We start from the raw sequence: 23,608 nt of genomic DNA, 5'->3' as shown, positions 1-23,608 counted from the left end.
GCCCTTCCTTACCGGTGTCAGTAGGTCTGGCGCTGGCCGGTCTGGCCGGGGAACATGCTCTGCGGGGAGACCGGCTCGGGGGCGGGCAGCCCCTGCGGCGCCTTGCCCCCGGTGGCCTGCGCCTCGGCGGCGCGTACCTCGTTGTGGATCTCCTGGGCGGCAGCGGCGGCGGCCCGCGCCGCCTCGGCGGCCTCCCGCTCGACGGCGCTCGCGTCGTGGGACGCCTGCGGCGTCGGGGCGTCCCCCACCATCTGGGCCAGCCCGCCCAGCGCACCGCCCATCCCCTCCAGGGCCTTGGTCAGCTCGGCCGGCACGATCCAGACCTTGTTCGCCGTGCCGTTGGCGATCTGCGGCAGCGCCTGGAGGTACTGGTAGGCGAGCACCTTCTGGCTCGGGTTGGCCTGGTGGATCGCGTCGAAGACGGTCCGGATCGCCTTGGCCTGACCTTCCGCCTGGAGGATGCGGGCCTGCCGGTCACCGTCGGCGCGCAGCACGGCGGCCTGCTTCTCACCCTCGGCGGAGAGGATCTGCGACTGCTTGTGCCCCTCGGCCTGCAGGATCATGGCCCGGCGGTCCCGCTCGGCGCGCATCTGCTTCTCCATGGAGTCGCGGATGCTCGGCGGCGGCTCGATCGCCTTGATCTCCACCCGGGTGACCTTGATCCCCCACCGTCCGGTGGTCTCGTCGAGCACGCCGGACAGGTGCCGGTTGATCTCCTCCCGGCTGGTCAACGCCCGTTCCAGGTCCAGCGAGCCGATCACGTTACGCAACGTGGTGACGGTCAGCTGCTCGATGGCCTGGAGGAAGTTGGCGATCTCGTAGGTGGCGCGTACCGGGTCGACGACCTTGAAGTAGAGGACGGTGTCGATCGAGACGACCAGGTTGTCCGAGGTGATCACCGGCTGCGGGGGGAAGCTGACCACCTGCTCACGCATGTCGACCTTGGTACGTACCGCGTCGATGAACGGGACCAGCAGGTTGAGGCCCGGGCTCAGGGTGCGCTTGTACCGGCCGAGCCGCTCGACGACGTCGTGCCGCTGCTGCGGCACGATCCGGACCGACTTGGCCAACGCGACCACCCCGATCAGGGCCACGGCAGCGAAGAACGCCGCGATCACCAGTTCCATACGCTCACCTTTTCGTCTCGGGCAGCCCACCGGGCAGCTCGCCGGGGGAAGAGAAGTCGTCCCGCCAGACCAGGGCGGTCGCGCCCCTGACCTGGATCACCCGTACCCGTTCACCGGGTTCGAACGCCTGGGTCGCGTCGAACGACCGGGCGCTCCACAACTCACCGTCGATCTTGATCATGCCGTGGTCGACGTCCACCCGCTCCAGGACCAGCGCCTCGGCGCCCTCCAGCGCCGCCGTGCCGAACCGCGTCTCGTCGCTGCCGGCCGTCGGGCCGAGCCGGCGACGCAGGGCCGGCCGGACGACACCGACGGTGAGCGCCGAGACCGCTGCGAAGACCAGCGCCTGCACGCCCACCGGGGCACCGAGCGCCGCAGCACCGGCCGCAGCGAACGCGCCGACCGCGAACATGCCGACGAACAGGGTGGTCGTGACGATCTCCGCGACGGCCAGCACCGTACCGAGCACGATCCAGAGCAGTGGCTCCATGCTCTGATCCTGACACGCAGGCGCACGTGACACCCACCATCGAAGATCACATTGACGGTACGATCCACCGCGACCGTCGATGAGGCGAAGGAGCCGTACCATGTCCCTCCTGCTGCCGGAGACCACCCGCCGGGTCGACGCCCTCGTCGCGGAGGCACAGACGACCGGGCTGGCCCCGTCCCTGGTCGCCGGGATCGTCCGGGACGGCACCCTGGTACACCTGGCCACCGCCGGCACGACGCCGGAACCGCACGCGGACCTCCAGTACCGGATCGGGTCGATCAGCAAGACCATGACCGCGGTGCTGGTGCTCCAGCTCCGCGACGCCGGGCAGCTCGCGCTCGACGATCCCCTGGAGCGGTACCTGCCGGACACCGGGGTCGGCACCCCCACCCTGCGGCAGTTGCTCGGGCACGCAGGCGGCCTGCAACGGGAACCGGACGGCGAGTGGTGGGAGCGCAGCACCGGCGGGGACCTGACCGCCCTGCTCGCCGGGCTCACCCCGACCAAGCTGGCGTACCCGCCACACCGGGTCTACCACTACTCCAACCTGGCGTACGGGCTGCTCGGCGCGGTGCTGGAGCGGGTCACCGGCCGGTCCTGGTGGGAGCTGCTCCACGAGCGGCTGCTGACCCCGCTGGGCATGACCCGGACCACCTACCAGGCGACCGAGCCGTTCGCCCGGGGCTACGTGGTGCACCCGTGGCACGGCACGCTCCGGGAGGAGCCGCGTACCGACACCGGGGCGATGGCGCCCGCCGGGCAGCTCTGGTCCACCCCGACGGACCTGGCCAGGTGGGCGGCATTCCTGGCGGACCCCGATCCGGCCGTGCTCGCCCCGGACACGCTCACCGAGATGTGCGCCCCGGTGGTGATCAGCGACCTCGACTCGTGGCGGTCGGGTCACGGCCTCGGGCTGGCGCTGTACCGCTGCGGGGACCGGGTCTACGTCGGACACGGCGGTTCGATGCCCGGGTACGTCGCCACGGTGGCGGTGCACCGACCCACCCGGACCGCCGTGATCGGCTTCGCCAACTCGTACGGCCTGCGGGCCGGCTCGATCGGCGGGCTGGGCGAGCGGCTGCTGACCGGTGTACTCGACACCGAGCCGGCTCCGGTCCGGCCGTGGCGGCCGGCGACGGCCCCGCCGGAGCCAGAGATCGCCGAGCTCTGCGGCCGGTGGTGGTGGATGGGACGCGAGTACGAGATCACCTGGATGCCGGACTCCGGTGAGCTGGTCTGCACCGGGCTACGCCCGGCCGGCGCGGTGCCGTGGCGGTTCGTCCGCGACGGCGACGGCCGGTGGCGGGGCCGGGCCGGGATGAACGACGGCGAGGTGGTCACCGTGCTGCGGGACCCGGCCGGTACGGCGGTGGCGCTGGACATCGCCACCTTCGTCTTCACCCGGGACCCGGAGGGTAGTCCGTAGCCCGGGGAACCCGGGTCAGTCGTCGGCCGGCGGTACGGTGACGAAGTCGATCAGCCGTTCCATGGAGTTGATCAGCGGGGTCTCCACGTCGGCGAAGCTGTTCACCCTGGACAGGATGATCCGCCACAGCTCCGCCGGCTCGGCCACGCCGAGAGCCGCGCAGACGCCCTCCTTCCAGGGTCGCCCCGGCGGCACCACCGGCCAGGCCCGGATACCCAGCGCCGCCGGTTTCACCGCCTGCCACACGTCGACGTACGGATGCCCGGTCACCAGGACGTACGGCGAGGTGACCCGGGCGACGATCCGGCTCTCCTTCGACCTGGGGACCAGGTGGTCGACGAGCACCCCGAGCCGCCGCTGCGGGCCGGGCGCGAAAGCACGCACCTGGGCGTCGAGCTCGTCGATGCCGTCCAGCGGCTCCACCACCACGCCCTCGATCCGCAGGTCGTCGCCCCAGATCCGCTCGACCAGCGCGGCGTCGTGCACCCCCTCCACCCAGATCCGGCTGGCCTTGGCCACCTGGGCGCGTACCCCGGCGACCGCGACCGAACCGGAGGCGGTGCGCTGACGCACCGCCGGGGCAGCCGTCGGGCGGGGCCGGCGCAGGGTCACCGGTGCCCCGTCGAGCAGGAAGGCCGCCGGCAGCAACGGGAAGTTCCGCCGCCGGCCGTGCCGGTCCTCCAGCACCACCGCGCCGGACTCGAAGCCGACCACCGCGCCGCAGAATCCCGAGTCGGCGTCCTCGACCACGAGGTCCGGCTCGGCGTCCACCTCGGGGATCGTCCGGCGTCGCCGCCAGTCACCAGCCAGTACGTCGTCGCCGTATCGCCTCCCCATGGGCGCTGAGGCTAGCCGGCCCGGCGCCGGGTGCCCCGCAGGCACGCCGCAGTGGACGGCTCCGGCGTCCAGGTCGGGCACGGGGGTGTGGAACGGACACGGTGACGGTCGAGACAGCGTCGGATCCACCACGTACCCTTGCCTGCATGTCACCCGCAACGGGCGCGGCAACCCTCGCTCCGTGCCGGTCCAGCCGGTTCGTCGCCTGGGTGCGCGCGTGGCGCGCCGGGCTGGTGCCCTACGACGAGGTCGCGGACGCGATCGCCGGCGACGAGGAGCACCTGGTGGCCGACGCGCCCGGCGCCTGGACCGACCTGCCCCTCGGCCAGGCGCTGCCGACCCTGGCCAAGCTCTCCCCGGACGAGATCCGGCTGGTGCTGCCGGCACCGGGCGATCCGCGCGGGCTGCCCGGCCCCGGCGAGTTCGCCGGTGCCGCGCTGCTCGCCGGCGAGGGGGTGGTCGCCGCCGGGCTCGGGCTGATCCCGGAGGTCCGCACCCACACCTCCGGCTCGGGGATGACGTTCGAGACGGTGCTCTGGCGGGTGTACCCCCTGCCGCAGACCGCGCCGGCCGCCTCACTCGGCTGCCCCGGAGCGGCCGAGGCGGAAGCGGAGCTGACCACCGCGCTCGCCGAGGCCACCGCCGCGCTGACCCGGCTCGACGTCGCCCAGTGGCGCCCCGAGCTGGCCGGTGCGCTGGCCGCGCTGCGCCGGCCGGACGGCACCACCGACCTGCCACCCGGGTTCGATCCGCGGGCCCGTCGGCTCTTCGCCCGCGCCGCGGTGCTCGACCGGGTCCTGGCCCTGGCCGAGACCGCCGCGCCCGGTGGGGCGATCAACGGGTACGAGGCACAGCAGCGCGACGCGGCACTGCGACCGCTGACGGCCGCCTGCCGGCGTGCCCTGGTGGCCGCCTGCAACGCGCCGCTGCGCCCCTGAGCCCGGCTGTCGCGCCCCTGAGCCCGGCTGTCGCGCCCCTGAGCCCGGCTGTCGCGCCCCTGAGCCCGGCTGTCGCGCCCCTGAGCCCGGCTGTCGCGCCCCTGAGCCCGGCTGTCGCGCCCCTGAGCCCGGCTGTCGCCTCTCTGGCCCGGCCGACCGGCGGGACCGGGTCGGTCAGATCTCGTCGATCAGGTCGACGACCGAGTTGACGATCCGGGACGGCCGGTACGGGTAGCGTTCCGCCTCGGCGCGGGTACTGATGCCGGTGAGCACCAGCACCGTCTCCAGGCCGGCCTCCAGCCCGCAGAGGATGTCGGTGTCCATCCGGTCGCCGATCATCGCGGTGCTCTCCGAATGCGCCTGGATGGTGTTCAGCGCCGAGCGCATCATCATCGGGTTCGGCTTGCCGACGAAGTACGGCTCCACGCCGGTCGCCTTGGAGATCATCGCGGCCACCGAGCCGGCGGCGGGCAGCGCGCCCTCCACCGACGGGCCGGTGACGTCCGGGTTGGTGCAGATAAACCGGGCCCCGTCGTTGATCAGTCGGACCGCCTTGGTGATCGCCTCGAAGCTGTAGGTCCGGGTCTCCCCCAGCACCACGTAGTCGGGGGCGAAGTCGGTCAGCACGTAGCCGACCGCGTGCATGGCGGTGGTGAGCCCTGCCTCGCCGATGACGTACGCGGTGCCGCCGGGTCGCTGGTCGGCGAGGAACTGCGCGGTGGCCAGCGCGGCGGTCCAGATGGCGTGCTCCGGCACGTCGAAACCCATCCGGTTGAGCCGGGCCTGGAGGTCCCGGGGGGTGTAGATCGAGTTGTTGGTCAGCACCAGGAAGGGCTTGCCGGAGGTACGCAGCCGGTTGATGAACTCCGGCGCGCCCGGTACCGGTTGGCCCTCGTGTACCAGCACGCCGTCCATGTCGGTCAGCCAGCTCTGCACCGGCTTACGCTCGGTCATATCTTCCTCAAAGGGGTGGTCGGGGCAGGTCAGGACGGTTGGTGGCGGCGCGGCGGATCGGCCTGGCGGGGGCCGGGCGGGTCATGACGGGTGCTGGCCGGGCGGCGGGCCGGTACGCAGCAGACCGTCGGGCAGGTGTCCCACATCGGCAACGCACCGAGCCGCTGGCGGGGGGCCGGCGCGGCCGGGTCGAGTCGCTCGGTGACGAGTTCGCGGACCATCGTGACGAACCGGGGATCGGTGCCGGGGGTGCCGGCCCGGACGAAGTCCAGCCCGAGCTGCCGGGCGGTGGCCAGCGCCTCGGTGTCGAGATCCCAGACCACCTCCAGATGGTCGGAGACGAACCCGATCGGGCTGACCACCACACCGGTGGTGCCGGACGCGGCGAGTGTCGCCAGGTGGTCGTTGATGTCCGGCTCCAGCCACGGCACCTGGGGTGGACCCGACCGACTCTGCCAGACCAGGTCGTACGGCAGGTCCGGAGCCGCCGCCGCAGCCACCAGCCCGACCGTCTCGCGTAGCTGTGCCTCGTACCGCCCGCCGTGCGGGCCGGCGTTCGCCGCCATCGAGGTGGGGACGGAGTGCGCGGTGAAGACCAGTCGGGTGGTGTCCCGGCGGGCCGGGTCGAGGCCGGCCAGCGCGGTGCGTACCGCGTCGGCGTGCGGCTCGACGAAGCCGGGGTGGTCCCAGAACTGGCGCAGCTTCTCGATCACCGGGGCGTCGGGGCCCACCGCCGCCCGGGCCGACGCAATGTCCTCCTGGTACTGCCGGCAGGAGGAGTAGCCGCCGTAGGCGCTGGTGACGAAGGCCAGCGCCCGCCGGATGCCGTCGTCGTGCATCTGCGCCACGGTGTCGGCGAGCATCGGGTGCCAGTTCCGGTTGCCCCAGTAGATTGGCAGGTCGATGCCGTGCGCCGCGAAGTCGTCCCGGATCGCGGCGAGCAGGTCGCGGCACTGCTGGTTGATTGGCGAGACCCCACCGAAGTGCTGGTAGTGCTCGGCCACCTCGGCCAGCCGCTCGGCCGGTACCCCCCGACCACGGGTCACGTTGGTCAGGAACGGCAGCACGTCCTCGGGTCGTTCCGGCCCGCCGAACGAAACCAGCAGCAGTGCGTCGTACGCCATGCGCCCATTGTCCCCGGCCTGGCTGGGGTGTTAAGCGGGGCCCCTTCCTCTACCAAAAACGATAGGAAGGGGCCCTTCCTTACGACTCGGAGCCGAGGGCGTGGTAGCCGCCGTCGACGTGGACGATCTCGCCGGTGGTCGCCGGGAACCAGTCGGAGAGCAGCGCCAGGCAGGCCCGGGCGGCCGGCTCCTGGTCGTTGAGGTCCCAGCCCAGCGGGGAGCGCTCGGTCCAGGCGGTCTCGAACCGCTCGAACCCGGGGATCGACTTGGCCGCCATGGTGCGCAGCGGGCCGGCGGCCACCAGGTTGCTGCGGATCCCCTTCGGTCCCAGGTGCATGGCCAGGTATCGGGAGGCCGACTCCAGGCCCGCCTTGGCCACGCCCATCCAGTCGTAGACCGGCCACGCCTTGGTGGCGTCGAAGGTGAGCCCGACGATCGAGCCACCCCGGGACATCAGCGGCAGCGCCGCCATGGCCAGTGACTTGTAGGAGTAGGTGGAGACGTGCAGGGCGGTCGCCACGTCCTCCCAGGGCGCGTCGAGGAACCCGCCGCCGAGGCAGCTCTGCGGCGCGAACCCGATCGAGTGCACCAGCCCGTCCAGCCCGTCGACGTGCTCCCGCACCCGGTCGGCGAGGCTGGCCAGGTGCTCGGTGTTGGTCACGTCCACCTCGATCACCGGTGCCGGCTCGGGCAGCCGCTTGGCGATCCGCTCGACCAGCGAGAGCCGACCGAACCCGGTCAGCACCACCGTCGCCCCGTTCTCCTGGGCCAGCTTCGCCGCAGAGAAGGCGATCGACTGGTCGGTGATGACGCCGGTGACGAGCAGCCGTTTACCGGCCAGCAGTCCAGACACGTGCAGATCCTCCGTACTCATCCGTGGTGCGCTCGTGGTGCGGCCCGCCGGGGCGGACGGCCGCCGACCGGGGACCGGCCGGCGACTGGTGCGTGCAGACGGCGCCCGGCGCCACGCCGGGCCGGTGGGGTCGGAGTCAGTGCCCCATGCCCATGCCGCCGTCGACCGGAATGACCGCACCGGAGATGTAACCGGCGGCGTCGCCGGCCAGCCAGGTCACCACGCCGGCGACCTCGTCCGGGCTGGCGAACCGGCCCAGCGGGATCGACTTGCGGTACTGCTCCTTGCGGTCGTCCGGCAGGCCCGCGGTCATGTCGGTGTCGATGAAGCCCGGTGCCACCACGTTCGCCGTGACGTTACGGCTGCCCAGCTCGCGGGTGATGGATCGGGCCACACCCACCAGACCGGCCTTGCTGGCCGCGTAGTTGACCTGGCCCGGGCTGCCGTAGAGGCCGACCACCGAGGAGATGAAGATCATCCGGCCCCAGCGGGCCCGGACCATCTTGGTGGCGGCCCGCTTGGCGCACCGGAACGCGCCGGTCAGGTTGGTGTCCAACACGGTGGTGAACTGCTCGTCCGACATCCGCATCAGCAGCGTGTCGTCGGTGATCCCCGCGTTGGCGACCAGCACCTCGACCGGCCCCAGCTCCGCCTCGACGGTGCTGAACGCGCTGTCCACGGCGGCCGGGTCGGTGATGTCGCACCGCACGCCGAACAGGTCCGGCGGGCCGTTCTGCCCCCGGTGGGTGACCGCCACCCGGTCGCCCTGCTTGGCGAAGGCCTGGGCGATGGCCAGGCCGATCCCCCGGTTACCGCCGGTCACCAGCACGGTTCTGGCCACGGGTCCCCCTCGAAGAAAGCGTGTGGACGGTGCGCGTTGGAGATTAGGCGTTACCGGCAGGTAAGCGCTAACGCGACCCAGGTCACGCGGGAACATGACAGTCGGGACGGACCGCTGGACGGCCCGGTCCCGGCACCGGCGGGGCGGCGGCCGCCGGCCGATCGGCCGACTGCGGAGGGTCGACGGCGCGGGTGTACGATGATCCGCGTTCCGGACCCCGCCGAGCTGTGGAGGTGATCGCTGTGCGAGATAGCGATCCTCCCAGTCGTGGCCGGGCCGATCGTCAGCCCCGCTGAGCCACGACTCAGTCGAGTGAGCTGACCAGCTTCGCTCCTCCCGCAGCGACCCGCGCCGTCCGGTAGCGCCCGGACGACCGGGGCCCGCCACCTCCCGGTGGCAGCCGGTGGAGCACCCCGGTCACGACTTCGTGTGTGCGCCCTGCCTGCCCCCTGACGTCCGCGCCCCGGCACGGACGGACCAGCCGCCACCGGAGAAACCTGCCATGAGCCGCTACCTCGCCCCGCTGGGCTTCACTCTCGCCGCCGTCTGGGTGGCCGTCCTCTTCGTCCTGGCCAGCAGCACCCACTGACCCCGGGACCGTCCCGGGGTCAGTGTCGTCGCCCTGCGGCGGCGGGTGGTGGCCGGGCCGACCGGGTCGGCCCGGCCGGTCAGAGCAGGCGGGAGGTCCAGAGCAGACTCATCCCGGCGGCGGTCAGGGCGAGCAGCAGGGCCATCCCGGCGTACCACTGGGTGATCTCCCGGGGTTCGGTCCGGAACCCGATCGAGCTGCCCATGTCCTGGTAGACCTGCTTCAACTCGGTGACCGACGCCGCCTCGTAGAAGAAGCCCTGGGTGGTTTCGGCCAGCTCGGCGAGGGCCAGCCGGTCCACCGGTACCCGCTGGAGCTGCCCACCGATGTCGACCTGACCGTCGTCGGTGCCGAAGGCGATGGTGGAGACCGGGACGTTGGCCGCCTGGGCCGCGGCGCCCGCCTCCTCCACCGACCGGCCCGCAGTGCGGTACCCGTCGGAGAGCAGCACGATCCGGGCCGGCGGGATGCCCGCCGCCCCGTCGGCCGGTACCGACCGGATCGCCTCCAGGCAGGTGAACACCGCCTCACCGGTGGCCGTCGCCTCGGCCAGCACCAGCGCGTCGATGGCACTGGTCACCGCCGCACGGTCCTTCGACGGGGGCACGAGCACGTTCGCCGACTTGGCGAACGCCACCAGCCCCAGGTTGTAGCTGAGCGGCAACTCGGCGACGAACTGCTTGGCCGCCTCCTGGGCCGCCTCCAGCCGGTTCGGCGCCACGTCGTCGGCCTGCATCGACAGCGACACGTCGATGGCGAGCATGATCGTCGCCCGTTCCAGCGGTTCCTTCGTGTCGATCGCCGGCCGGGCCATCCCGGTGGCGAGCACCAGCAGGCTGAGCAGCAGGGTGGTGGCGGCGGCGTGCCGCCGCCAGCCCAGCCCCTTCGGGGCCAGGGTCTGGAGCAGCTCCACGTTGGTGAACCGCATGGCGTACGACCGCCGGTGCAACTGCCGCCAGACGTAGGCGCCGGTCAGGGCGAGCACCGGCAGCACCGTGAGCAGCCACCACGGTTGTAGGAATCGGATCATCGTGTCGTCCCCCTGGTACGGGCGTGCCGCTGCGCGGCCACGAAGCGCACCATGTCCAGCAGCCAGTCGGAATCGGTACGCAGACGGAGATGGGCCGCCCCGGCGGCCCGCAGCTCGTCGGCGATCGCCGCCCGTTGGGCGGCGGCGGCGTCGGCGTACCGACGGCGCAGTCGCGGATCGGCGGTCTGCACCTCGTGCAGCTCCCCGGTCTCCGGGTCGACCACCGCGAGCACGCCGACATCGGGCAACTCCAGCTCACGCGGGTCGACCACCTCGATCGCCAGCACGTCGTGCCGGACCGCGAGCTTACGCAACGGGCGACCCCACTCGGCCGGCGGCGCCAGGAAGTCGGAGATCACCACCGCCAGCCCACGCCGCCGGGGCGGGCGGTTGAGCAGGTCGATCAGTGCGCCGAGATCGGTCCGGCCGGGCCGGACGGCGGTGCCGGCGATCGCCCGCAGCAGCCCGTGCGCCTCCCGGCGGCCGGGCCGCGCGGGCAGGCGGAACAGCAGCGGCGGCGCCGTGGCGGCCGGCTCCGGGGCCGCCCGCCGCCAGCGCGAGCGTGCCGGGGGTGCCGGTACCGGTCCCCCGCTGCCGACCACCGCGCCGACCCGGTTGCCGCCACGCACGGTCAGGTGGGTCATCGCGGTCGCCGCGGCGATCACCAGGTCCCGTTTGAGCCAGCGGCCGGTACCGAAGTCGAGGCTGGCCGACAGGTCCACGGCCAGCCAGGTCTCCAGTTCCCGGTCGGCGACCGTACGGCGTACGTGCGGCACGGTCGTCCGGGCCGTCACCGGCCAGTCCATCCGGCGTACGTCGTCACCGGGCCGGTACTCGCGGGACTCCCCCGCCTCGGTACCCGGCCCGGGGAGCAGCCCCGCGTAGTCGCCCTGGAGCAGCCCGTCGAGCTTGCGGGTGACCAGCAGTTGCAGCCGGGACAGCACCGCCTCCGACCGGCCGTCCCCGGTACCCGCACCACCGGCTCCGCCCGGAACCGCGCCGGGCGGTCGTACCCCGGCTCCGGTCACGGCCGCTGCCCGGGCCAGCCGGCGGCCATCGGCGGCGCGGCGGGCGGCGCCGGGGCCGCGTTCTGCCGGGGCGCGACCGAGGGCAGCGGCACCGTCGACATGATCCGGTTGACGATGTGGTCGGCCGGTACGTCGTCGGCCAGCGCGTCGTAGCTGAGCACCAGGCGGTGCCGCAGGATGTCCGGGGCGATGTCCTGCACGTCCTGGGGCAGCGCGTAGTCCCGGCCCCGCAGCAGGGCCAGCGCCCGGGTGGCCCGGACGATGCCGAGCGAGGCACGGGGGCTCGCCCCGTACTGGATGAGCTGGCCCACGTCGGGCATTCCGTGCTCGGCCGGGGCCCGGGTGGCCAGGACCAGCCGGACGGTGTAGTCGACCAGCGCGTTGTGCACGAAGACCTGGTCGGCCTTGTGTTGCAGGGCGATCAGATCGGTCGGGCTGAACACCGTGGCCGGCTCCGGCGGCGCGATGCCCATCCGGTAGATGATCTCCCGCTCCTCGGCGTCGGTGGGGTAACCCACCAGGATCTTCATCAGGAACCGGTCCCGCTGCGCCTCCGGCAGCGGATAGACGCCCTCCTGCTCGATCGGGTTCTGGGTGGCCATCACCAGGAACGGGTGCGGCACCGGGAAGGTCTCACCACCGATCGACACCTGCTGCTCGCTCATCACCTCCAGCAGCGCGGACTGCACCTTGGCCGGCGCCCGGTTGATCTCGTCGGCGAGCAGGAAGTTGACGAACACCGGACCGAGTTCGACATCGAACTTCTCACTGGACTGCCGGTAGATCCGGGTACCCATGATGTCGGCGGGGACCAGGTCCGGGGTGAACTGCACCCGGGCGAAGGTACCGCCGACCACCCTGGCCAGGGTTTCCACGGCGAGCGTCTTCGCCACCCCCGGCACGCCCTCGAGCAGGCAGTGCCCCCGGGCCAGCAGCGCGACGAACATCCGCTCCACCATCCGGTCCTGACCGACGATCACCCGCTTGACCTCGAACAGCGCGCGTTCGAGCAGGGTGGCGTCCTCGGCCGGCGTGCTACCCGGTGTGCCCGGGGCGGTGCCGTTCTCGGACGGGGTCGGAGCGTCGGGTGTGGTCGGCTGGGCCACCGGTCCTCCACAGCGTGATCAGTTGTCGGCGGGGATTGCGCCTCCAAGCCTCGCATGCCCGTCGGAGAGCCGAGGTGGGGAGAACACGATTGTGCTCCCACCCGGGCGGAAACACCGGGCCCGGCCAGGTCGGGGCTGAATTCTGCCGGACACGGGTAGACAGGTGGGGCGTCGGCGTGTGTACGATTCATCCCGTCGCCGGGCGGCTCCCCCCGTGGTCGCCCGGCGCTCAATCCCTCCACCCGGCGCCGTAGACTCCCCGGGTGACCGAGACCCCGCCCGCCCTCCCGGCACCGGTCTGTTCGGCCCGAGGCTGCCGCGCGACGGCGGAGTGGGCACTGCACTGGAACAATCCCCGGCTGCACACCCCGCAGCGCCGCAAGACCTGGCTCGCCTGCCCGGAGCACCGGCCGACTCTCGGGGCGTTCCTCGACGCACGCGGGTTCCTGCGTGAGGTGTTGCCGGTCGCGTCATCGCCTACGCTCGAGGCGTGACCGAGGAGACCGTACCCGCGCCGGATCCCGGCCCGCCCGACCCGTTGGCGCCGTGGCCGGACACGGTGCGCTGGCAGCGGGTGTCCCGGGACCTGATCTGGGTGGAACTGCTCCGGCTCGCCATCGGCATGGCGGTACCCCTGGTCGGCCTGGCAGCGGGTTGGGCGCTCACCGGCCACGGGTTGTTCGGCGTCGGTCTGGTCGCCGTCCTGCTCCTGGGCGGCTGGCGGGTCGTGGCGATCGTCCGCGCGGTGGGCGCGTGGGGTTACGCCGAGCGGTCCGACGATCTGCTGGTCCGGCACGGTCTGCTGGTCCGACGGCTGTCCATCGTGCCGTACTCCCGGATGCAGTTCGTCGACGTCAGCGCCGGGCCGCTGGAGCGGGCCTTCGACCTGGCCACCGTGCAGCTGCACACCGCTGCCGCGGCCAGCGACGCCCGGGTGCCGGGGCTGCGTCCGGCGGAGGCGGCCCGGCTGCGGGACCGGCTCACCGCGCTCGGCGAGGACCGGGCGGAGGGGCTTTGACCGGCGGGACACGGAACCCCGGCGGAGAACCGGCCACCGGTGGAGCGGCGCGGTGAGCGAACCGGTCGCCGCCGAACCCAGGCGCCGGTTGCACCCGCTCAGTCCGGTCATCCAGGGCGCCAAGTCGATCGTCGTGGTGATCGCCGCGCTGTCCTGGTCGACGCTGAGCCGGGTCGGGCTGGGCTGGTTCGCCGCGATGGTGGCGGTCCTGGTCCTCGGCGCCACGGTGCTGGCCGTGGTGAGCTGGTACAACACCGGCTACCACGTGGTCGGCCGGGAACTGCGCATCCACGAGGGGCTGCTCTGGCGGCGTACCCGGGCGATCCCCCTGGAGCGGTTGCAGGCCATCGAGGTGGTCCGGCCGCTGCTGGCCCAGCTGACCGGCCTGGCCGAGCTGCGGCTGGAGGTGGTCGGCGGGGGCAAGACCGAGGCACCGCTGGCCTTCCTGGGGGTCGCCGACGCGGTCGCGCTCCGGGAACGGCTGCTGCGGATCGCCGGGCGCGGCCCGCACGTCGTACCCGCGACGGACGGCACCGCCGAACCGGCCGCGCCGCCCCCACCGGCCGGGTATCCGCTGCACGCGGTGGCCAACCGTGATCTGGTGATCAGCCAGCTACTCACCCCGCAGGCGTTCCTGCTGCCGTTCGGGCTCGCCTTCGTACTGACCCAGTTCCTGACCGAGGGGGTCTGGTCGTTCATCGCGGTGGCGAGCACGCTGACCGCGATGGCCGGTGTGCTGCTGCAACCGGCCCGCCGGGTACTGGACGACTGGAACTTCCGGCTGGCCCGGGACGAGGCGGCGCTGCGGGTCCAGCACGGTCTGCTGGAGACCCGCGCCCAGACCGTACCGCTCAACCGGGTGCAGGCGGTCGGGGTGACCTGGCCGCTGCTCTGGCGGGCGAAGGGCTGGCTACGGCTGCGGCTGGAGGTGGCCGGCTACTCGGCCGGCGAACCGGACGACCGTAACCGGCCGGACCGGCTGCTCCCGGTCGGCGACCTGCGCACCGGTGAGCTGGTCACCGCCGAACTGCTGCCCGGGGTACGCCTGGTCGAGCTGCCGCTGACCCCGCCGCCGCGCCGGGCACGGTGGCGGCACCCGCTGGCCCTCCGGGTGATCGGCGCCGGCCTGCACCACCGGGTCTTCGTGGTACGCCACGGTCTGCTCACCCGGCAACTGGTGATCGTGCCGTACTCCCGGATCCAGAGCGTGCGGGTGGTGCAGGGGCCGGTGCAGCGCCGGCTCCGGCTGGCCACCGTGCACGTCGACACGGCCAGCGGATCGGGCGCTGCGGCGGTGGACCGGGACCTCACCGAGGCGTGGGCGATGGCCGCGGAACTGATCGACCGGGCTCACACCGCCCGCCGGGCCGGCTGACCGGGGCGGTACCGGCTGGGACAGCCCCGGCGGGCCGGGAGCCGGGCCTGCGGCGGGTCAGCGTCGGGCAGGCTCCGGCGTCGCCGTCGGGTCGGTCTCCGCCCTGGTGACCGGCACCGGGGTACCGTCCGTCGTCCCGTTGGCGGCGGCGGCACCCCGACGCGCCTGCCGGGCGGCCCACCAGCGCTCACCCAACCCGACCGCCAGGAAGGTCATCCCCACGTACGCCCAGCCGACCAGCACGTCGATCACGTAGTGCTCGCCGGAGTAGACCAGGGTGAAGGTCATCGCCAGCGGATACGCCAGCAGCAGCGGCCACCAGCGGCGCCGGGTGGAACGCAGGAAGAACAGCACGACGAAGAGCGCGAAGGCGGTGTGCAGCGACGGCATCGCGGCGACCGGGTTCGAGGCGATCTGACCGGCGTTGAGCAGGTTGCCGGCCCCGTGCATGCCGAAGGCCTTCCAACCCCGGGTGGAGATGCGGGCAACCTCCTCCAGCAGCCCGTACTGCGCCGCCCACCAGGGCGGGGCGGCCGGGTAGAGGAAGTAGGTGACCAGGCCGGTGGCGCAGAGGAACGCCCAGCGTCGCATGAACGCCGCCCAGCGGGACCGTTCCCGCAGCCAGAGCACCACCGCGGCGGCCAACGCCACCACGAAGTGGGAGAAGTAGACCCAACTGGCCAGCACGTCCCACCACTGGACCTCGGGACGGTAGAGGTGCTCCTGCAACCAGACGGTCGGCACCTCACCCCCGGTGGCCCAGCCGAACATCCACACGTCCGCCATGATCAGATCGATGGCGTGCGGCGTCGCCCCGTTGTCGGCGAATCCCCGGGAGAGGTTGTACGCGGCGAGCAGGAGCACCACCGGCAGCCAGTCCCGGGCGAACCGCAGATGCTCCCGCCAGGGACGGCCGGGGCGCCAGGCGATGGTCGCCGTCCAGAGCCAGGCGAACGCGTAGAGCGGGTCGGTGGGCAGACCGATGAGCAGCCAGCCGGCGACGAAGGCGACGCTCCAGACCGACATGGCGACCAGCCGGCGCCGACCGCCCTCCTCAGGCGGGGGCGGTCCGACCGGGGCGGGGGTGGGATCACTGACGGCGACCATCGCCGTCCAGGTTAACGGCGCCCGGCCGGGCGGTAGCGGCGGCCACCCGGCGGGAAGCCCGGCGCTGGTCGCGGACACCGGCCGGCGCCGTCCCCGCCCGCCCCGCAGCGCCTACGCTGTCGGCATGCAGGAGCAGCCGGATGCCGTTTTCCCGCCGGGGTTGACCGCCCGGGTGGAGCTGACCGTCACCGATTCGGACACCGCGCAGGCCCTCGGTTCGGGCGACGTGCCCGTGCTGGGTACGCCCCGGGTCCTGGCCCTGGCCGAGGCGGCCACGGTGGCCGCCACCGCCGTCCAGATGCCGAGCGGGATGACCACGGTCGGCACCCGGGTCGAGCTGGACCACCGGGCGGCCACCGCGGTCGGCCGTACCGTCGCCGCCCGGGCCATCCTGGTCGGGGTCGACGGGCGGCGGCTGCTGTTCGAGGTGACCGTGACCGACGGCGACGAGACGGTGGCCGAGGGCCGGGTGGACCGGGTGCTGGTGGACCGGCAACGGTTCGTCGCCCGGGCCAACGGTACGGCGTGACGCTCGCGTTCACCGAGATCGCCGACCGGGTCTTCGTGCTCCGGTACCCGGTGCTCGACGTCAACGTGGCGTTGCTCGTCGGGGACGGCGCGGCGTTGCTGGTCGACACCCTCTCCACCGCCGGGCAGGCCGCGGAACTGGCGCGGGCGGTCCGGGCGGTCACCCCGTACCCGTGGACGGTCGTCAACACCCACCACCACTTCGACCACTGCTTCGGCAACCGGACCCTGGCCGCCGACCCGCCCCGCCCGGTGTACGCCCACGAGGTGACCGTCCGGCTGCTGCGCGACCATCCCGACGAGGTACGCCGGCAGGCGCACGCCGAGATGCTGCCGGACCACCCGGCGCTGGCCGCCGAACTGGCGGTCACCCCGCTGTTGCCTCCGACCGGCACGGTGCACACCGAGACCACCCTCGACATCGGTGGCCGGGTGGTGGTGCTGCGTCACCCGGGGCGCGGACACACCGCAGGTGACCTGGTGGTGTCCGCGCCGGACGCGGACGTGCTGGTCGCCGGGGACCTGATCGAGGAGAGCGGCCCGCCGGCCTTCGAGGAGAGTTTCCCGCTGGACTGGCCGGCTGCGGTGGCGGAACTGATCCGGCTGACCGGCCCGGCCACGGTGGTCGTACCGGGGCACGGGTCGGTCGTCGACGCGGCGTTCGTCCGGGCCCAGCATGCCGGGTTGACCGACCTGGCCGGGCTGATCCGGGCCGGGTACGCCGCCGGTCGTCCGGCCGGGGAGGTCGCCGCCGCAGCCCCCTTCGGGCCGGGCCCCGCACTGGTGGCGGTCCGACGCGGCTACGCCCAACTGGCCGCCGCCGGCTGAGCCGCCGGACGGCGGTGCCGGCCGCCGGGGAAACGCTCGGCGACCCGGCCGGGAAACGTCTGGCAACCTCAGCCGGGGAACATCTGGCAACCTCAGCCGGGGAACGTCTGGCAGCCTCAGCCGGGGAAACGCTCGGCGACCCGGGCCCGGGTGGGCATCGACACCGCGCCGCCCCGGGATTCACAGACCACTGCGGCGACCCGCAGCGCGTACTCCACCCGCCGGGTCCACTCCCCTGGCCGGGCCGGTGGCCCGTCGGCGAGCAGGTCCGCCACGAGGGCGGCCATCACCGAGTCCCCGGCCCCGGTCGCGTCCACCGCGTCGACCTGCGGTGCCGGTACCCGGACCGGGTCGGCACCGGCGGCGACCAGCGCACCCTGGGCGCCGAGGGTGACCACGACCACCTCCGCGCCGAGTCCCCGCAGCCGCTGGGTGACCTGCTCGGGCGTCCCGCCGGGATAGAGCACTCCGGCGTCGGCGGCGCTCAGCTTGACCAGGTGGGCGCTGCTGGCGAACTCGGCGACCAGGGCCCGCAGGTCGTCGAGCGCCGTCTGACCGCTGAGCAGGTCCGGACGGACGTTGGGGTCGAAGACCCGCAGCGCGCCGGCGAGCGACCAGGCGTGCCGGGCGGCCTCCCGGCTGTCCTGGCAGAGCAGGGCGATCGATCCGCAGTAGAGCACGTCGGCACCCTCCACCAACGCGGTGTCCACGGCAGCGGCGGTGAGCAGCCCGTACGACGGGGGTTCGCCGTAGAACCGGAAGTCCGGCTCGGCGCCGGAGAAGGTGGCCACCGCGAGGGCGGTGGGGGCGGCCACGGTGACCAGCCCGTCCACCCCGACACGGTTGTCGGTGAGGAAGGCCCGGATCCGGGCGGCCGGGGCGTCGTCACCGAGGGAACCGACGAACTGCACCCGCCCACCGAGGCGGGCCACCCCGACCGCGACGTTCAACGGGCCGCCACCGATCGCCTGCCGGTACACCGGTTCCCCCGCGCACTCGGTGTCCAGCAGGTCCAGCAACGCCTCACCGAGCACCACCGCGTACCCCATGTGTCCTCCTGCTCCGCACCCGTCCCGCCGACCCGGTGTACCGGACGGTCGTCGCCCGCCCCGCCGGTCCCAGCATGCCTGCCACCGGCCGAGGCCGCCCGGTCCGGCAAAGATATTGATCGAGCACTATTGATTTCGGCCGCTTTCCGTGGTGCGATGGCGCGTACCGAGATGGTGCGGGGGCTGACGCACCATATCCGGGATGCCGGTATGAGCCACGCGAGGGCAGGTCCGCGACCGGACCGCGTACGCCGTCGTGCTCCCGGCCCGCTCGCCGATCCGTGTGCCGAGGTCCACGACCGCTGTCCGGCGCGGTGATCCCCGTTGACCGTGGTACGGCCGTTGGCCGCACCGCGAAAGTGAGGAGAACCGGTGAAACCCCTACGTACTGCCTCCGTCTTCGCCGCCGTGGCCACCCTGGCCGCCGCCGCGTTGACGGTGCTCACCGGCCAGGCCGCGCAGGCACACGGCGCGGCCATGGCCCCCGGCAGTCGGACCTACCTCTGCTGGCAGGACGGTCTCAGCCAGACCGGCGAGATCAAGCCGAACAATCCCGCGTGCGCCGCCGCCGTGGCCCAGAGCGGAGCCAACTCCCTCTACAACTGGTTCAGCGTGCTCCGCTCCGACGCCGGTGGGCGCACCGTCGGCTTCATCCCGGACGGGCAGCTCTGCAGCGGCGGCAACCCCGGGTTCAGCGGTTACGACCTGGCCCGCACCGACTGGCCGCTGACCCACCTGACCGCCGGGGCGAACTTCAGCTACCGGTACAGCAACTGGGCCCACCACCCGGGGACGTTCTACTTCTACGTCACCAAGGACAGCTGGAGCCCGACCCGGCCGCTGGCCTGGTCGGATCTGGAGGAGCAGCCCTTCCTCACGGTGACCAACCCGCCGCAGAAGGGTTCGCCGGGTACCAACGACGGGCACTACTACTTCAGCGGGAACCTGCCGTCGAACAAGAACGGCCGGCACATCATCTACTCCCGCTGGGTCCGCTCGGACAGCCAGGAGAACTTCTTCGGCTGCTCGGATGTCACCTTCGACGGTGGCAACGGTGAGGTCACCGGCGTCGGCCCGGGTGGCGGGAACCCGACCCCGACGCCGACCACGCCGGGACCGACGCCGACCACCCCTGCCCCGACCACGCCGGCGCCGGGCACCGACTGCATGGCCGGGTACCGGGTGGTCAGCTCCTGGCAGGGCGGCTTCCAGGGCGAGGTGACGATCATGAACCACGGCACCACCGCGTTCAACGGATGGACCGCGACCTGGACCTGGCCGAGCGGGCAGACCATCTCCACGGTCTGGAGCGGCACCCACACCGTCTCCGGTAACACGGTGACGGTCAAGCCGATGGACTACAACCGCGTGGTCGCCCCGAACGGCACCACGACGTTCGGCTTCCTCGCCACCACCGGCGCCGGCAACACCGTGCCGACGGTCACCTGCACCAGCCCGTGACCCGGTGCTCCGCGACCCGACCAACACCGGGTTAGCGGCACGCCGTCGAGGCTAACCGGCAGCTACGACGTACCCGCAGGAAGGGGGCCTGCGTCAGCCCGATTCCGGTCGGCTGACGCAGGCCCCCTGTTCGTCCCTCGGGCGGTGCCGGGCCTACCGCCACCGTGCAGGGCGGGTCAGTGCACCATCGAGCCGACCACCGGCTTGGTCAGCAGGGCGGACTGGTTGCGCTGGATGCCCGGGTTGAGGGTCTTGGCCACGAAGATGGCGTGCCAGATGCAGAAGATCAGCACGGTCCAGACCTTGCGCGAGTGGTCCGCCTCCTCGCGCTTGTGCTCGTCGAGCAGGCGCATCGCGTAGTTCAGATCGAGCAGGTCACCGGCGCCGGAGGTGGCGAAGACGTGCCGGACCCACTCGTACATCTCGCCGCGCAGCCAGACCCGGGTCGGGGTCGGGAAGCCCAGCTTCTTCCGGTTGACGATGGCCGGCGGGACGACCCCCTGCAGCGCCTGACGCATGGCGTACTTGGTGGCGTCCGAGCGGGGCGGCAGCTTCAGGTCCACCGGGATGGTGGCCGCCACGTCGAAGACCTCCCGGTCCAGGAACGGCACCCGGACCTCCAGCGAGTGGGCCATGGAGATCCGGTCGGCCTTGACCAGGATGTCGCCGCGCAGCCAGGTGTAGAGGTCGACGTACTGCATCTTGGTCACGTCGTCCAGCTCGGTGCACTCGGCGTAGACCGGGGCGGTCACGTCGGTGTACCGCACCGAGGGGTCGTACCGGCGCAGCAGGTGCTGCTTCTCCTCCTCGGTGAACATCCGGGCGTTGCCGTAGTAGCGCTGCTCGATCGGCGTGGTGCCGCGCTCCAGGAAGCTCTTGCCCTTGACGCCCTGCGGGATGGCCTTGGAGACCGCGCGCAGCCCCTTCTGCACCCCGCCGGGCAGACCGTTCACCGCGCCCAGCGACAGCGGCTCCCGGTAGATCGTGTACCCGCCGAAGAACTCGTCGGCGCCCTCCCCGGAGAGGACCACGGTGACGTGCTCGGCGGCCTTCTTGGCCACGAAGTAGAGCGGTACCAGGGCGGGGTCGGCGACCGGGTCGTCCAGGTGCCAGACGATGCGGGGCAGCGCCTCCATCATGTCCTGCGGCCCGATCTTGGTCGGGATGGTGGTGACGTCCAGGTGCCGGGCGGACTCCTGGGCGACGTCGATCTCGGAGTAGCCGGGAACGTCGTAGCCCACGGTGAAGGTGAGGATGTTCGGGTTGAACTCCCGGGCCAGGGCCACCACGGCGGTGGAGTCGATGCCGCTGGAGAGGAACGAGCCGACCGGCACGTCCGAGCGCATGTGCATCCGTACGCTCTCGCGCAGCGTCTCGCGGATCTGGTGGTAGAGCCGCTGCGGGTCGTCGACCGGGCTCGGCCGGAACACCGGCCGGTACCACCGCCGCACCTCGATCCGGCCACCCGGGGTCCAGGTCAGGTACTCCCCCGACCCGATCCGGTTGATGCCCTGGTGCAGGGTGCCGGGCTCGGGGACGTACTGCAGGGTCAGGTAGTGCGACAGGTTCGCGGTGTCGACCCCGGCGTCACCGGCGTACGCGGACGGGGCGAACGGCAGCAGCGCCTTCTTCTCCGAGGCGAGGTAGAGCCCGTCGGCGGTCTCCAGGTAGTGCAGCGGCTTGATGCCGAAGTTGTCCCGGGCGCCGAAGGCGCGCCGCTCCTGCCGGTCCCAGATGACGAAGGCGAACATGCCCCGCAGCCGGGTGAGCACCTGCTCGCCCCAGTAGTGGTAGCCGGCGACGATCACCTCACCGTCACCGTTGGTCGCGAACTGGGCCCCGTAGTCCCGGATCAGCTCGTCCCGCAGCTCGATGTAGTTGTAGATCTCACCGTTGAAGGTCAGCAGGTAACGACCGTTGGCGTAGGGCAGGGGCTCGTGGCTGAGCGCCACGTCGATGATCGCCAGCCGCTTGTGCGCGAAGACCCCGTCGGCGTACCGCCCTGTGGCGTCCCCGACCAGCTCGACGCCGGTTTCGTCCGGCCCGCGGTGATGCAGGCATTCCAACGCTCCGGCGATGGCGTCGCGGTGCGCGCCGGCGTCGCCGCGCGCGCTGAAAAAGGCCAGGAGTCCGCACATGGGAATCATCTTTCCACGCGGAGCCCGGCCGCTGTCGCGGCACCGCACGGTCTCCCCCGACACCCGACGGGGTACGGTCGGCGCAGGTGCGCGGACCAGCGGAAGGAGCGGATCATGAACGAGGCGAGGGCCACCGGCGGGCAGCCCGACGGCACCGAGTCCCATGATCCGGACTTCCCGGAACGGTTCCTCGCCTTCATGCGGGACGGCTGGCGGGACAGCGAGCTGCCGGTCGGCCCCCGCCCGGAGGTGCCGAACCACGCCAAGCGTCGGGCCGCGCTCTCCGCCACGTTCCCCGGCGAGACGCTGGTCATCCCCACCGGCCCGGAGAAGGTACGCGCCAACGACACCGCATACCCGTTCCGTCCGGGCAGTGACTTCGCCTACCTGACCGGCGACCACGACCCGGACAGCGTGCTGGTGATGCGGCCGAACGGTTCCGGGCACGACGCCGTGCTGTACATGCGTCCCCGGTCGTCGCGCACGACCGACGAGTTCTTCCGCAGCCGGCACGGCGAGCTGTGGGTGGGCCGCCGGCACACCCTGAAGGAGAAGGCCACCGAGCTGGGCGTGGAGACGGCCGACCTGGCCGGGCTGGACGCGACCCTGGCCGACCTGGCGCCCGGCCGGACCCGGGTGCTGCGCGGCTTCGACCGGCGGGTCGACGCGGCGGTACGCCCGCACGACGGGGCCCGGGAGCAGGGACAGCCGGGCCGGGACCGCGAGCTGGCCATCGCGATCAGCGAGCTGAAGCTGGTCAAGGACGAGTGGGAGATCGCCCAGCTCCAGGACGCGATCGACGCCACGGTGCGGGGCTTCGAGGACGTGGCCCGGATCCTGCCGGCCGACCGGGTCGTCTCCGAGCGGCTGCTGGAGGGGGTCTTCGCGCTGCGGGCCCGGCACGACGGCAACGACGTGGGCTACGGCTCGATCGTCGGCGCGGGCGAGCACGCCACGATCCTGCACTGGGTGCACAACCACGGCACCACCCGCCCGGGTGAGCTGCTGCTGATGGACATGGGTGTGGAGAACCGCAACCTCTACACCGCCGACGTGACCCGGGTCCTCCCGGTCGACGGCCGGTTCACCGCGTTGCAGCGGCAGGTCTACGACATCGTGTACGCCTCGCAGCAGGCCGGCATCGAGGTGATCCGGCCGGGGGTGGCCTTCCAGGAGGTGCACCTGACCTGCATGCGGGTCCTCGCCGAGGGCCTGGCCGACCTGGGCCTGCTGCCGGTGGGCGTGGACGAGGCGATGGACCCGGCCTCCTCGGTCTACCGGCGGTGGACGCTGCACGGCTTCGGGCACATGCTCGGCATCGACGTGCACGACTGCTCGAACGCCCGTAAGGAGCTGTACAAGGACGGCACCCTCGGCGAGGGGTACGTGCTCACCGTCGAGCCGGGCCTGTACTTCCAGCCCGAGGACGACCTGGTGCCGGAGGAACTGCGCGGTGTCGGCGTCCGGATCGAGGACGACATCCTGGTCACCTCGTCGGGTGCGGTGAACCTGTCGGCCGGGTTGCCGCGGGCGGCGGACGAGGTCGAGACCTGGCTGGCCGCGCAGCGGGAGGCCGGTCCCCGGTTGCCGGGCTGAGTCACCCGGCCCCGGCCGGACACCGCCCCGGCAGACCGGCCCGCCGGCCGGTATCCACCGCCACCGACCCCGGTGAGCTGCGCATTCCCTGACGCTGGACAGCGACGGTACGATGGCGCTGCGTCACTCGTCGATCGACTGGCGGCGCTGCGTCACACCACC

General features: G+C 72.5%; 23 protein-coding genes. 10 read left to right on the top strand and 13 right to left on the bottom strand.

What is annotated here, in order from left to right:
- Positions 1-17: 17 nt before the first annotated feature.
- Together V6U90_RS18170 and V6U90_RS18165 are read right to left on the bottom strand one after the other, a co-directional pair.
- Positions 18-1,127: an SPFH domain-containing protein gene (locus tag V6U90_RS18170; protein ID WP_334437734.1), complete on the bottom strand. Its 1,110-nt coding sequence runs from the start codon at positions 1,125-1,127 to the stop codon at positions 18-20.
- A gap of 4 nt (positions 1,128-1,131) precedes the next feature.
- On the bottom strand, positions 1,132-1,617 hold the full coding sequence (locus V6U90_RS18165) for an NfeD family protein (protein ID WP_334437732.1): 486 nt from the start codon (positions 1,615-1,617) through the stop codon (positions 1,132-1,134).
- Between the two features lie 100 nt (positions 1,618-1,717).
- Here V6U90_RS18165 and V6U90_RS18160 point away from each other — a divergent pair, with 100 nt between their 5' ends.
- A complete protein-coding gene (locus tag V6U90_RS18160; protein WP_334437729.1) occupies positions 1,718-3,046 on the top strand; it encodes a serine hydrolase domain-containing protein in 1,329 nt (442 codons plus the stop codon).
- A gap of 15 nt (positions 3,047-3,061) precedes the next feature.
- Here the strand turns inward: V6U90_RS18160 and V6U90_RS18155 are convergent, their stop codons facing one another.
- Positions 3,062-3,883 (bottom strand): DUF3097 domain-containing protein, encoded by an 822-nt coding sequence (locus tag V6U90_RS18155; RefSeq protein WP_334437726.1) that lies wholly within the window; start codon positions 3,881-3,883, stop codon positions 3,062-3,064.
- A 146-nt stretch (positions 3,884-4,029) separates the two neighbouring features.
- Here V6U90_RS18155 and V6U90_RS18150 point away from each other — a divergent pair, with 146 nt between their 5' ends.
- Positions 4,030-4,821: a hypothetical protein gene (locus tag V6U90_RS18150; RefSeq protein ID WP_334437723.1), complete on the top strand. Its 792-nt coding sequence runs from the start codon at positions 4,030-4,032 to the stop codon at positions 4,819-4,821.
- 174 nt (positions 4,822-4,995) lie between these two features.
- On the opposite strand, the gene V6U90_RS18145 is transcribed toward V6U90_RS18150, so the two are convergent.
- From V6U90_RS18145 to V6U90_RS18130, 4 genes are all read right to left on the bottom strand, one after another.
- Positions 4,996-5,775, bottom strand: coding sequence for an HAD-IIA family hydrolase (locus tag V6U90_RS18145; RefSeq protein WP_334437720.1), 780 nt, complete (start codon positions 5,773-5,775; stop codon positions 4,996-4,998).
- A gap of 29 nt (positions 5,776-5,804) precedes the next feature.
- Positions 5,805-6,899 (bottom strand): ferrochelatase, encoded by a 1,095-nt coding sequence (locus V6U90_RS18140; RefSeq protein WP_334437718.1) that lies wholly within the window; start codon positions 6,897-6,899, stop codon positions 5,805-5,807.
- A 79-nt stretch (positions 6,900-6,978) separates the two neighbouring features.
- Positions 6,979-7,752, bottom strand: coding sequence for an enoyl-ACP reductase FabI (gene fabI, locus V6U90_RS18135; RefSeq protein WP_334437716.1), 774 nt, complete (start codon positions 7,750-7,752; stop codon positions 6,979-6,981).
- 136 nt (positions 7,753-7,888) lie between these two features.
- Positions 7,889-8,593, bottom strand: coding sequence for a beta-ketoacyl-ACP reductase (locus tag V6U90_RS18130; RefSeq protein ID WP_334437714.1), 705 nt, complete (start codon positions 8,591-8,593; stop codon positions 7,889-7,891).
- A gap of 403 nt (positions 8,594-8,996) precedes the next feature.
- Here V6U90_RS18130 and V6U90_RS18125 point away from each other — a divergent pair, with 403 nt between their 5' ends.
- Positions 8,997-9,182, top strand: coding sequence for a hypothetical protein (locus V6U90_RS18125; RefSeq protein ID WP_334437711.1), 186 nt, complete (start codon positions 8,997-8,999; stop codon positions 9,180-9,182).
- 79 nt (positions 9,183-9,261) lie between these two features.
- Here the strand turns inward: V6U90_RS18125 and V6U90_RS18120 are convergent, their stop codons facing one another.
- The 3 genes from V6U90_RS18120 to V6U90_RS18110 are packed head-to-tail and all read right to left on the bottom strand — an operon-like array spanning position 9,262 to position 12,346.
- On the bottom strand, positions 9,262-10,212 hold the full coding sequence (locus tag V6U90_RS18120) for a VWA domain-containing protein (protein WP_334437708.1): 951 nt from the start codon (positions 10,210-10,212) through the stop codon (positions 9,262-9,264).
- The gene (locus V6U90_RS18115; RefSeq protein WP_442933613.1) at positions 10,209-11,258 is read right to left on the bottom strand and encodes a DUF58 domain-containing protein; all 1,050 of its coding nucleotides are present in this window, start codon (positions 11,256-11,258) and stop codon (positions 10,209-10,211) included. Before V6U90_RS18115 ends, V6U90_RS18120 begins: the two co-directional genes overlap by 4 nt.
- Positions 11,237-12,346, bottom strand: coding sequence for an AAA family ATPase (locus tag V6U90_RS18110; protein WP_334437706.1), 1,110 nt, complete (start codon positions 12,344-12,346; stop codon positions 11,237-11,239). The genes V6U90_RS18115 and V6U90_RS18110 overlap by 22 nt, the downstream gene beginning before the upstream one ends.
- A gap of 263 nt (positions 12,347-12,609) precedes the next feature.
- On the opposite strand from V6U90_RS18110, the gene V6U90_RS18105 reads away from it, so the two are divergent.
- Genes V6U90_RS18105 through V6U90_RS18095 form a run of 3 tightly spaced genes read left to right on the top strand, consistent with a single transcriptional unit; the run spans position 12,610 to position 14,739 of the window.
- Positions 12,610-12,840, top strand: coding sequence for a hypothetical protein (locus V6U90_RS18105; protein ID WP_334437704.1), 231 nt, complete (start codon positions 12,610-12,612; stop codon positions 12,838-12,840).
- Positions 12,837-13,364, top strand: a complete 528-nt coding sequence (locus V6U90_RS18100) for a PH domain-containing protein (RefSeq protein ID WP_334437702.1) — start codon at positions 12,837-12,839, stop codon at positions 13,362-13,364. Before V6U90_RS18105 ends, V6U90_RS18100 begins: the two co-directional genes overlap by 4 nt.
- Positions 13,365-13,416: 52 nt before the next feature.
- Positions 13,417-14,739 carry a PH domain-containing protein gene (locus tag V6U90_RS18095; protein ID WP_334437699.1) on the top strand — a complete coding sequence of 441 codons (1,323 nt, stop codon included), beginning with the start codon at positions 13,417-13,419 and terminating at the stop codon, positions 14,737-14,739.
- A 57-nt stretch (positions 14,740-14,796) separates the two neighbouring features.
- Here the strand turns inward: V6U90_RS18095 and V6U90_RS18090 are convergent, their stop codons facing one another.
- Positions 14,797-15,846, bottom strand: a complete 1,050-nt coding sequence (locus tag V6U90_RS18090) for a phosphatase PAP2 family protein (RefSeq protein WP_334437698.1) — start codon at positions 15,844-15,846, stop codon at positions 14,797-14,799.
- Positions 15,847-15,970: 124 nt separating this feature from the next.
- Between V6U90_RS18090 and V6U90_RS18085 the strand changes: the two genes are divergently transcribed.
- Both V6U90_RS18085 and V6U90_RS18080 read left to right on the top strand, forming a co-directional pair.
- Complete coding sequence (locus V6U90_RS18085) at positions 15,971-16,375, top strand: thioesterase family protein (protein ID WP_334437696.1); 405 nt, start codon at positions 15,971-15,973, stop codon at positions 16,373-16,375.
- Positions 16,372-17,202: an MBL fold metallo-hydrolase gene (locus tag V6U90_RS18080; protein WP_334437694.1), complete on the top strand. Its 831-nt coding sequence runs from the start codon at positions 16,372-16,374 to the stop codon at positions 17,200-17,202. The genes V6U90_RS18085 and V6U90_RS18080 overlap by 4 nt, the downstream gene beginning before the upstream one ends.
- A gap of 116 nt (positions 17,203-17,318) precedes the next feature.
- Here the strand turns inward: V6U90_RS18080 and V6U90_RS18075 are convergent, their stop codons facing one another.
- Positions 17,319-18,251: a carbohydrate kinase family protein gene (locus V6U90_RS18075; protein ID WP_334437691.1), complete on the bottom strand. Its 933-nt coding sequence runs from the start codon at positions 18,249-18,251 to the stop codon at positions 17,319-17,321.
- A gap of 372 nt (positions 18,252-18,623) precedes the next feature.
- On the opposite strand from V6U90_RS18075, the gene V6U90_RS18070 reads away from it, so the two are divergent.
- On the top strand, positions 18,624-19,712 hold the full coding sequence (locus tag V6U90_RS18070) for a lytic polysaccharide monooxygenase auxiliary activity family 9 protein (RefSeq protein WP_334437688.1): 1,089 nt from the start codon (positions 18,624-18,626) through the stop codon (positions 19,710-19,712).
- A 176-nt stretch (positions 19,713-19,888) separates the two neighbouring features.
- Here V6U90_RS18070 and asnB read toward each other — a convergent pair whose 3' ends face one another.
- Positions 19,889-21,850, bottom strand: coding sequence for an asparagine synthase (glutamine-hydrolyzing) (gene asnB, locus V6U90_RS18065; protein WP_334437685.1), 1,962 nt, complete (start codon positions 21,848-21,850; stop codon positions 19,889-19,891).
- Between the two features lie 114 nt (positions 21,851-21,964).
- On the opposite strand from asnB, the gene V6U90_RS18060 reads away from it, so the two are divergent.
- The gene (locus tag V6U90_RS18060) at positions 21,965-23,446 is read left to right on the top strand and encodes an aminopeptidase P family protein (protein ID WP_334437683.1); all 1,482 of its coding nucleotides are present in this window, start codon (positions 21,965-21,967) and stop codon (positions 23,444-23,446) included.
- Positions 23,447-23,608 lie beyond the last annotated feature (162 nt).

This window comes from Micromonospora sp. CPCC 206060 (assembly GCF_036906895.1).
Lineage (GTDB): Bacteria > Actinomycetota > Actinomycetes > Mycobacteriales > Micromonosporaceae > Micromonospora.
Note: the sequence above shows the minus strand (reverse complement) of the source record. Positions and strands in the feature narration are given on the sequence as shown.

Excerpts from the sequence above, each read along its gene's own strand:
- V6U90_RS18140 (WP_334437718.1), bottom strand. The coding sequence starts at position 6,899 with ATGGCGTACGACGCACTGCTGCTGGTTTCGTTCGGCGGGCCGGAACGA.
- asnB (WP_334437685.1), bottom strand. The coding sequence starts at position 21,850 with ATGTGCGGACTCCTGGCCTTTTTCAGCGCGCGCGGCGACGCCGGCGCG.
- V6U90_RS18090 (WP_334437698.1), bottom strand. The coding sequence starts at position 15,846 with ATGGTCGCCGTCAGTGATCCCACCCCCGCCCCGGTCGGACCGCCCCCG.
- V6U90_RS18165 (WP_334437732.1), bottom strand. The coding sequence starts at position 1,617 with ATGGAGCCACTGCTCTGGATCGTGCTCGGTACGGTGCTGGCCGTCGCG.
- V6U90_RS18150 (WP_334437723.1), top strand. The coding sequence starts at position 4,030 with ATGTCACCCGCAACGGGCGCGGCAACCCTCGCTCCGTGCCGGTCCAGC.
- V6U90_RS18060 (WP_334437683.1), top strand. The coding sequence starts at position 21,965 with ATGAACGAGGCGAGGGCCACCGGCGGGCAGCCCGACGGCACCGAGTCC.
- V6U90_RS18145 (WP_334437720.1), bottom strand. The coding sequence starts at position 5,775 with ATGACCGAGCGTAAGCCGGTGCAGAGCTGGCTGACCGACATGGACGGC.
- V6U90_RS18075 (WP_334437691.1), bottom strand. The coding sequence starts at position 18,251 with ATGGGGTACGCGGTGGTGCTCGGTGAGGCGTTGCTGGACCTGCTGGAC.
- V6U90_RS18160 (WP_334437729.1), top strand. The coding sequence starts at position 1,718 with ATGTCCCTCCTGCTGCCGGAGACCACCCGCCGGGTCGACGCCCTCGTC.
- V6U90_RS18120 (WP_334437708.1), bottom strand. The coding sequence starts at position 10,212 with ATGATCCGATTCCTACAACCGTGGTGGCTGCTCACGGTGCTGCCGGTG.
- V6U90_RS18085 (WP_334437696.1), top strand. The coding sequence starts at position 15,971 with ATGCAGGAGCAGCCGGATGCCGTTTTCCCGCCGGGGTTGACCGCCCGG.
- V6U90_RS18170 (WP_334437734.1), bottom strand. The coding sequence starts at position 1,127 with ATGGAACTGGTGATCGCGGCGTTCTTCGCTGCCGTGGCCCTGATCGGG.
- V6U90_RS18155 (WP_334437726.1), bottom strand. The coding sequence starts at position 3,883 with ATGGGGAGGCGATACGGCGACGACGTACTGGCTGGTGACTGGCGGCGA.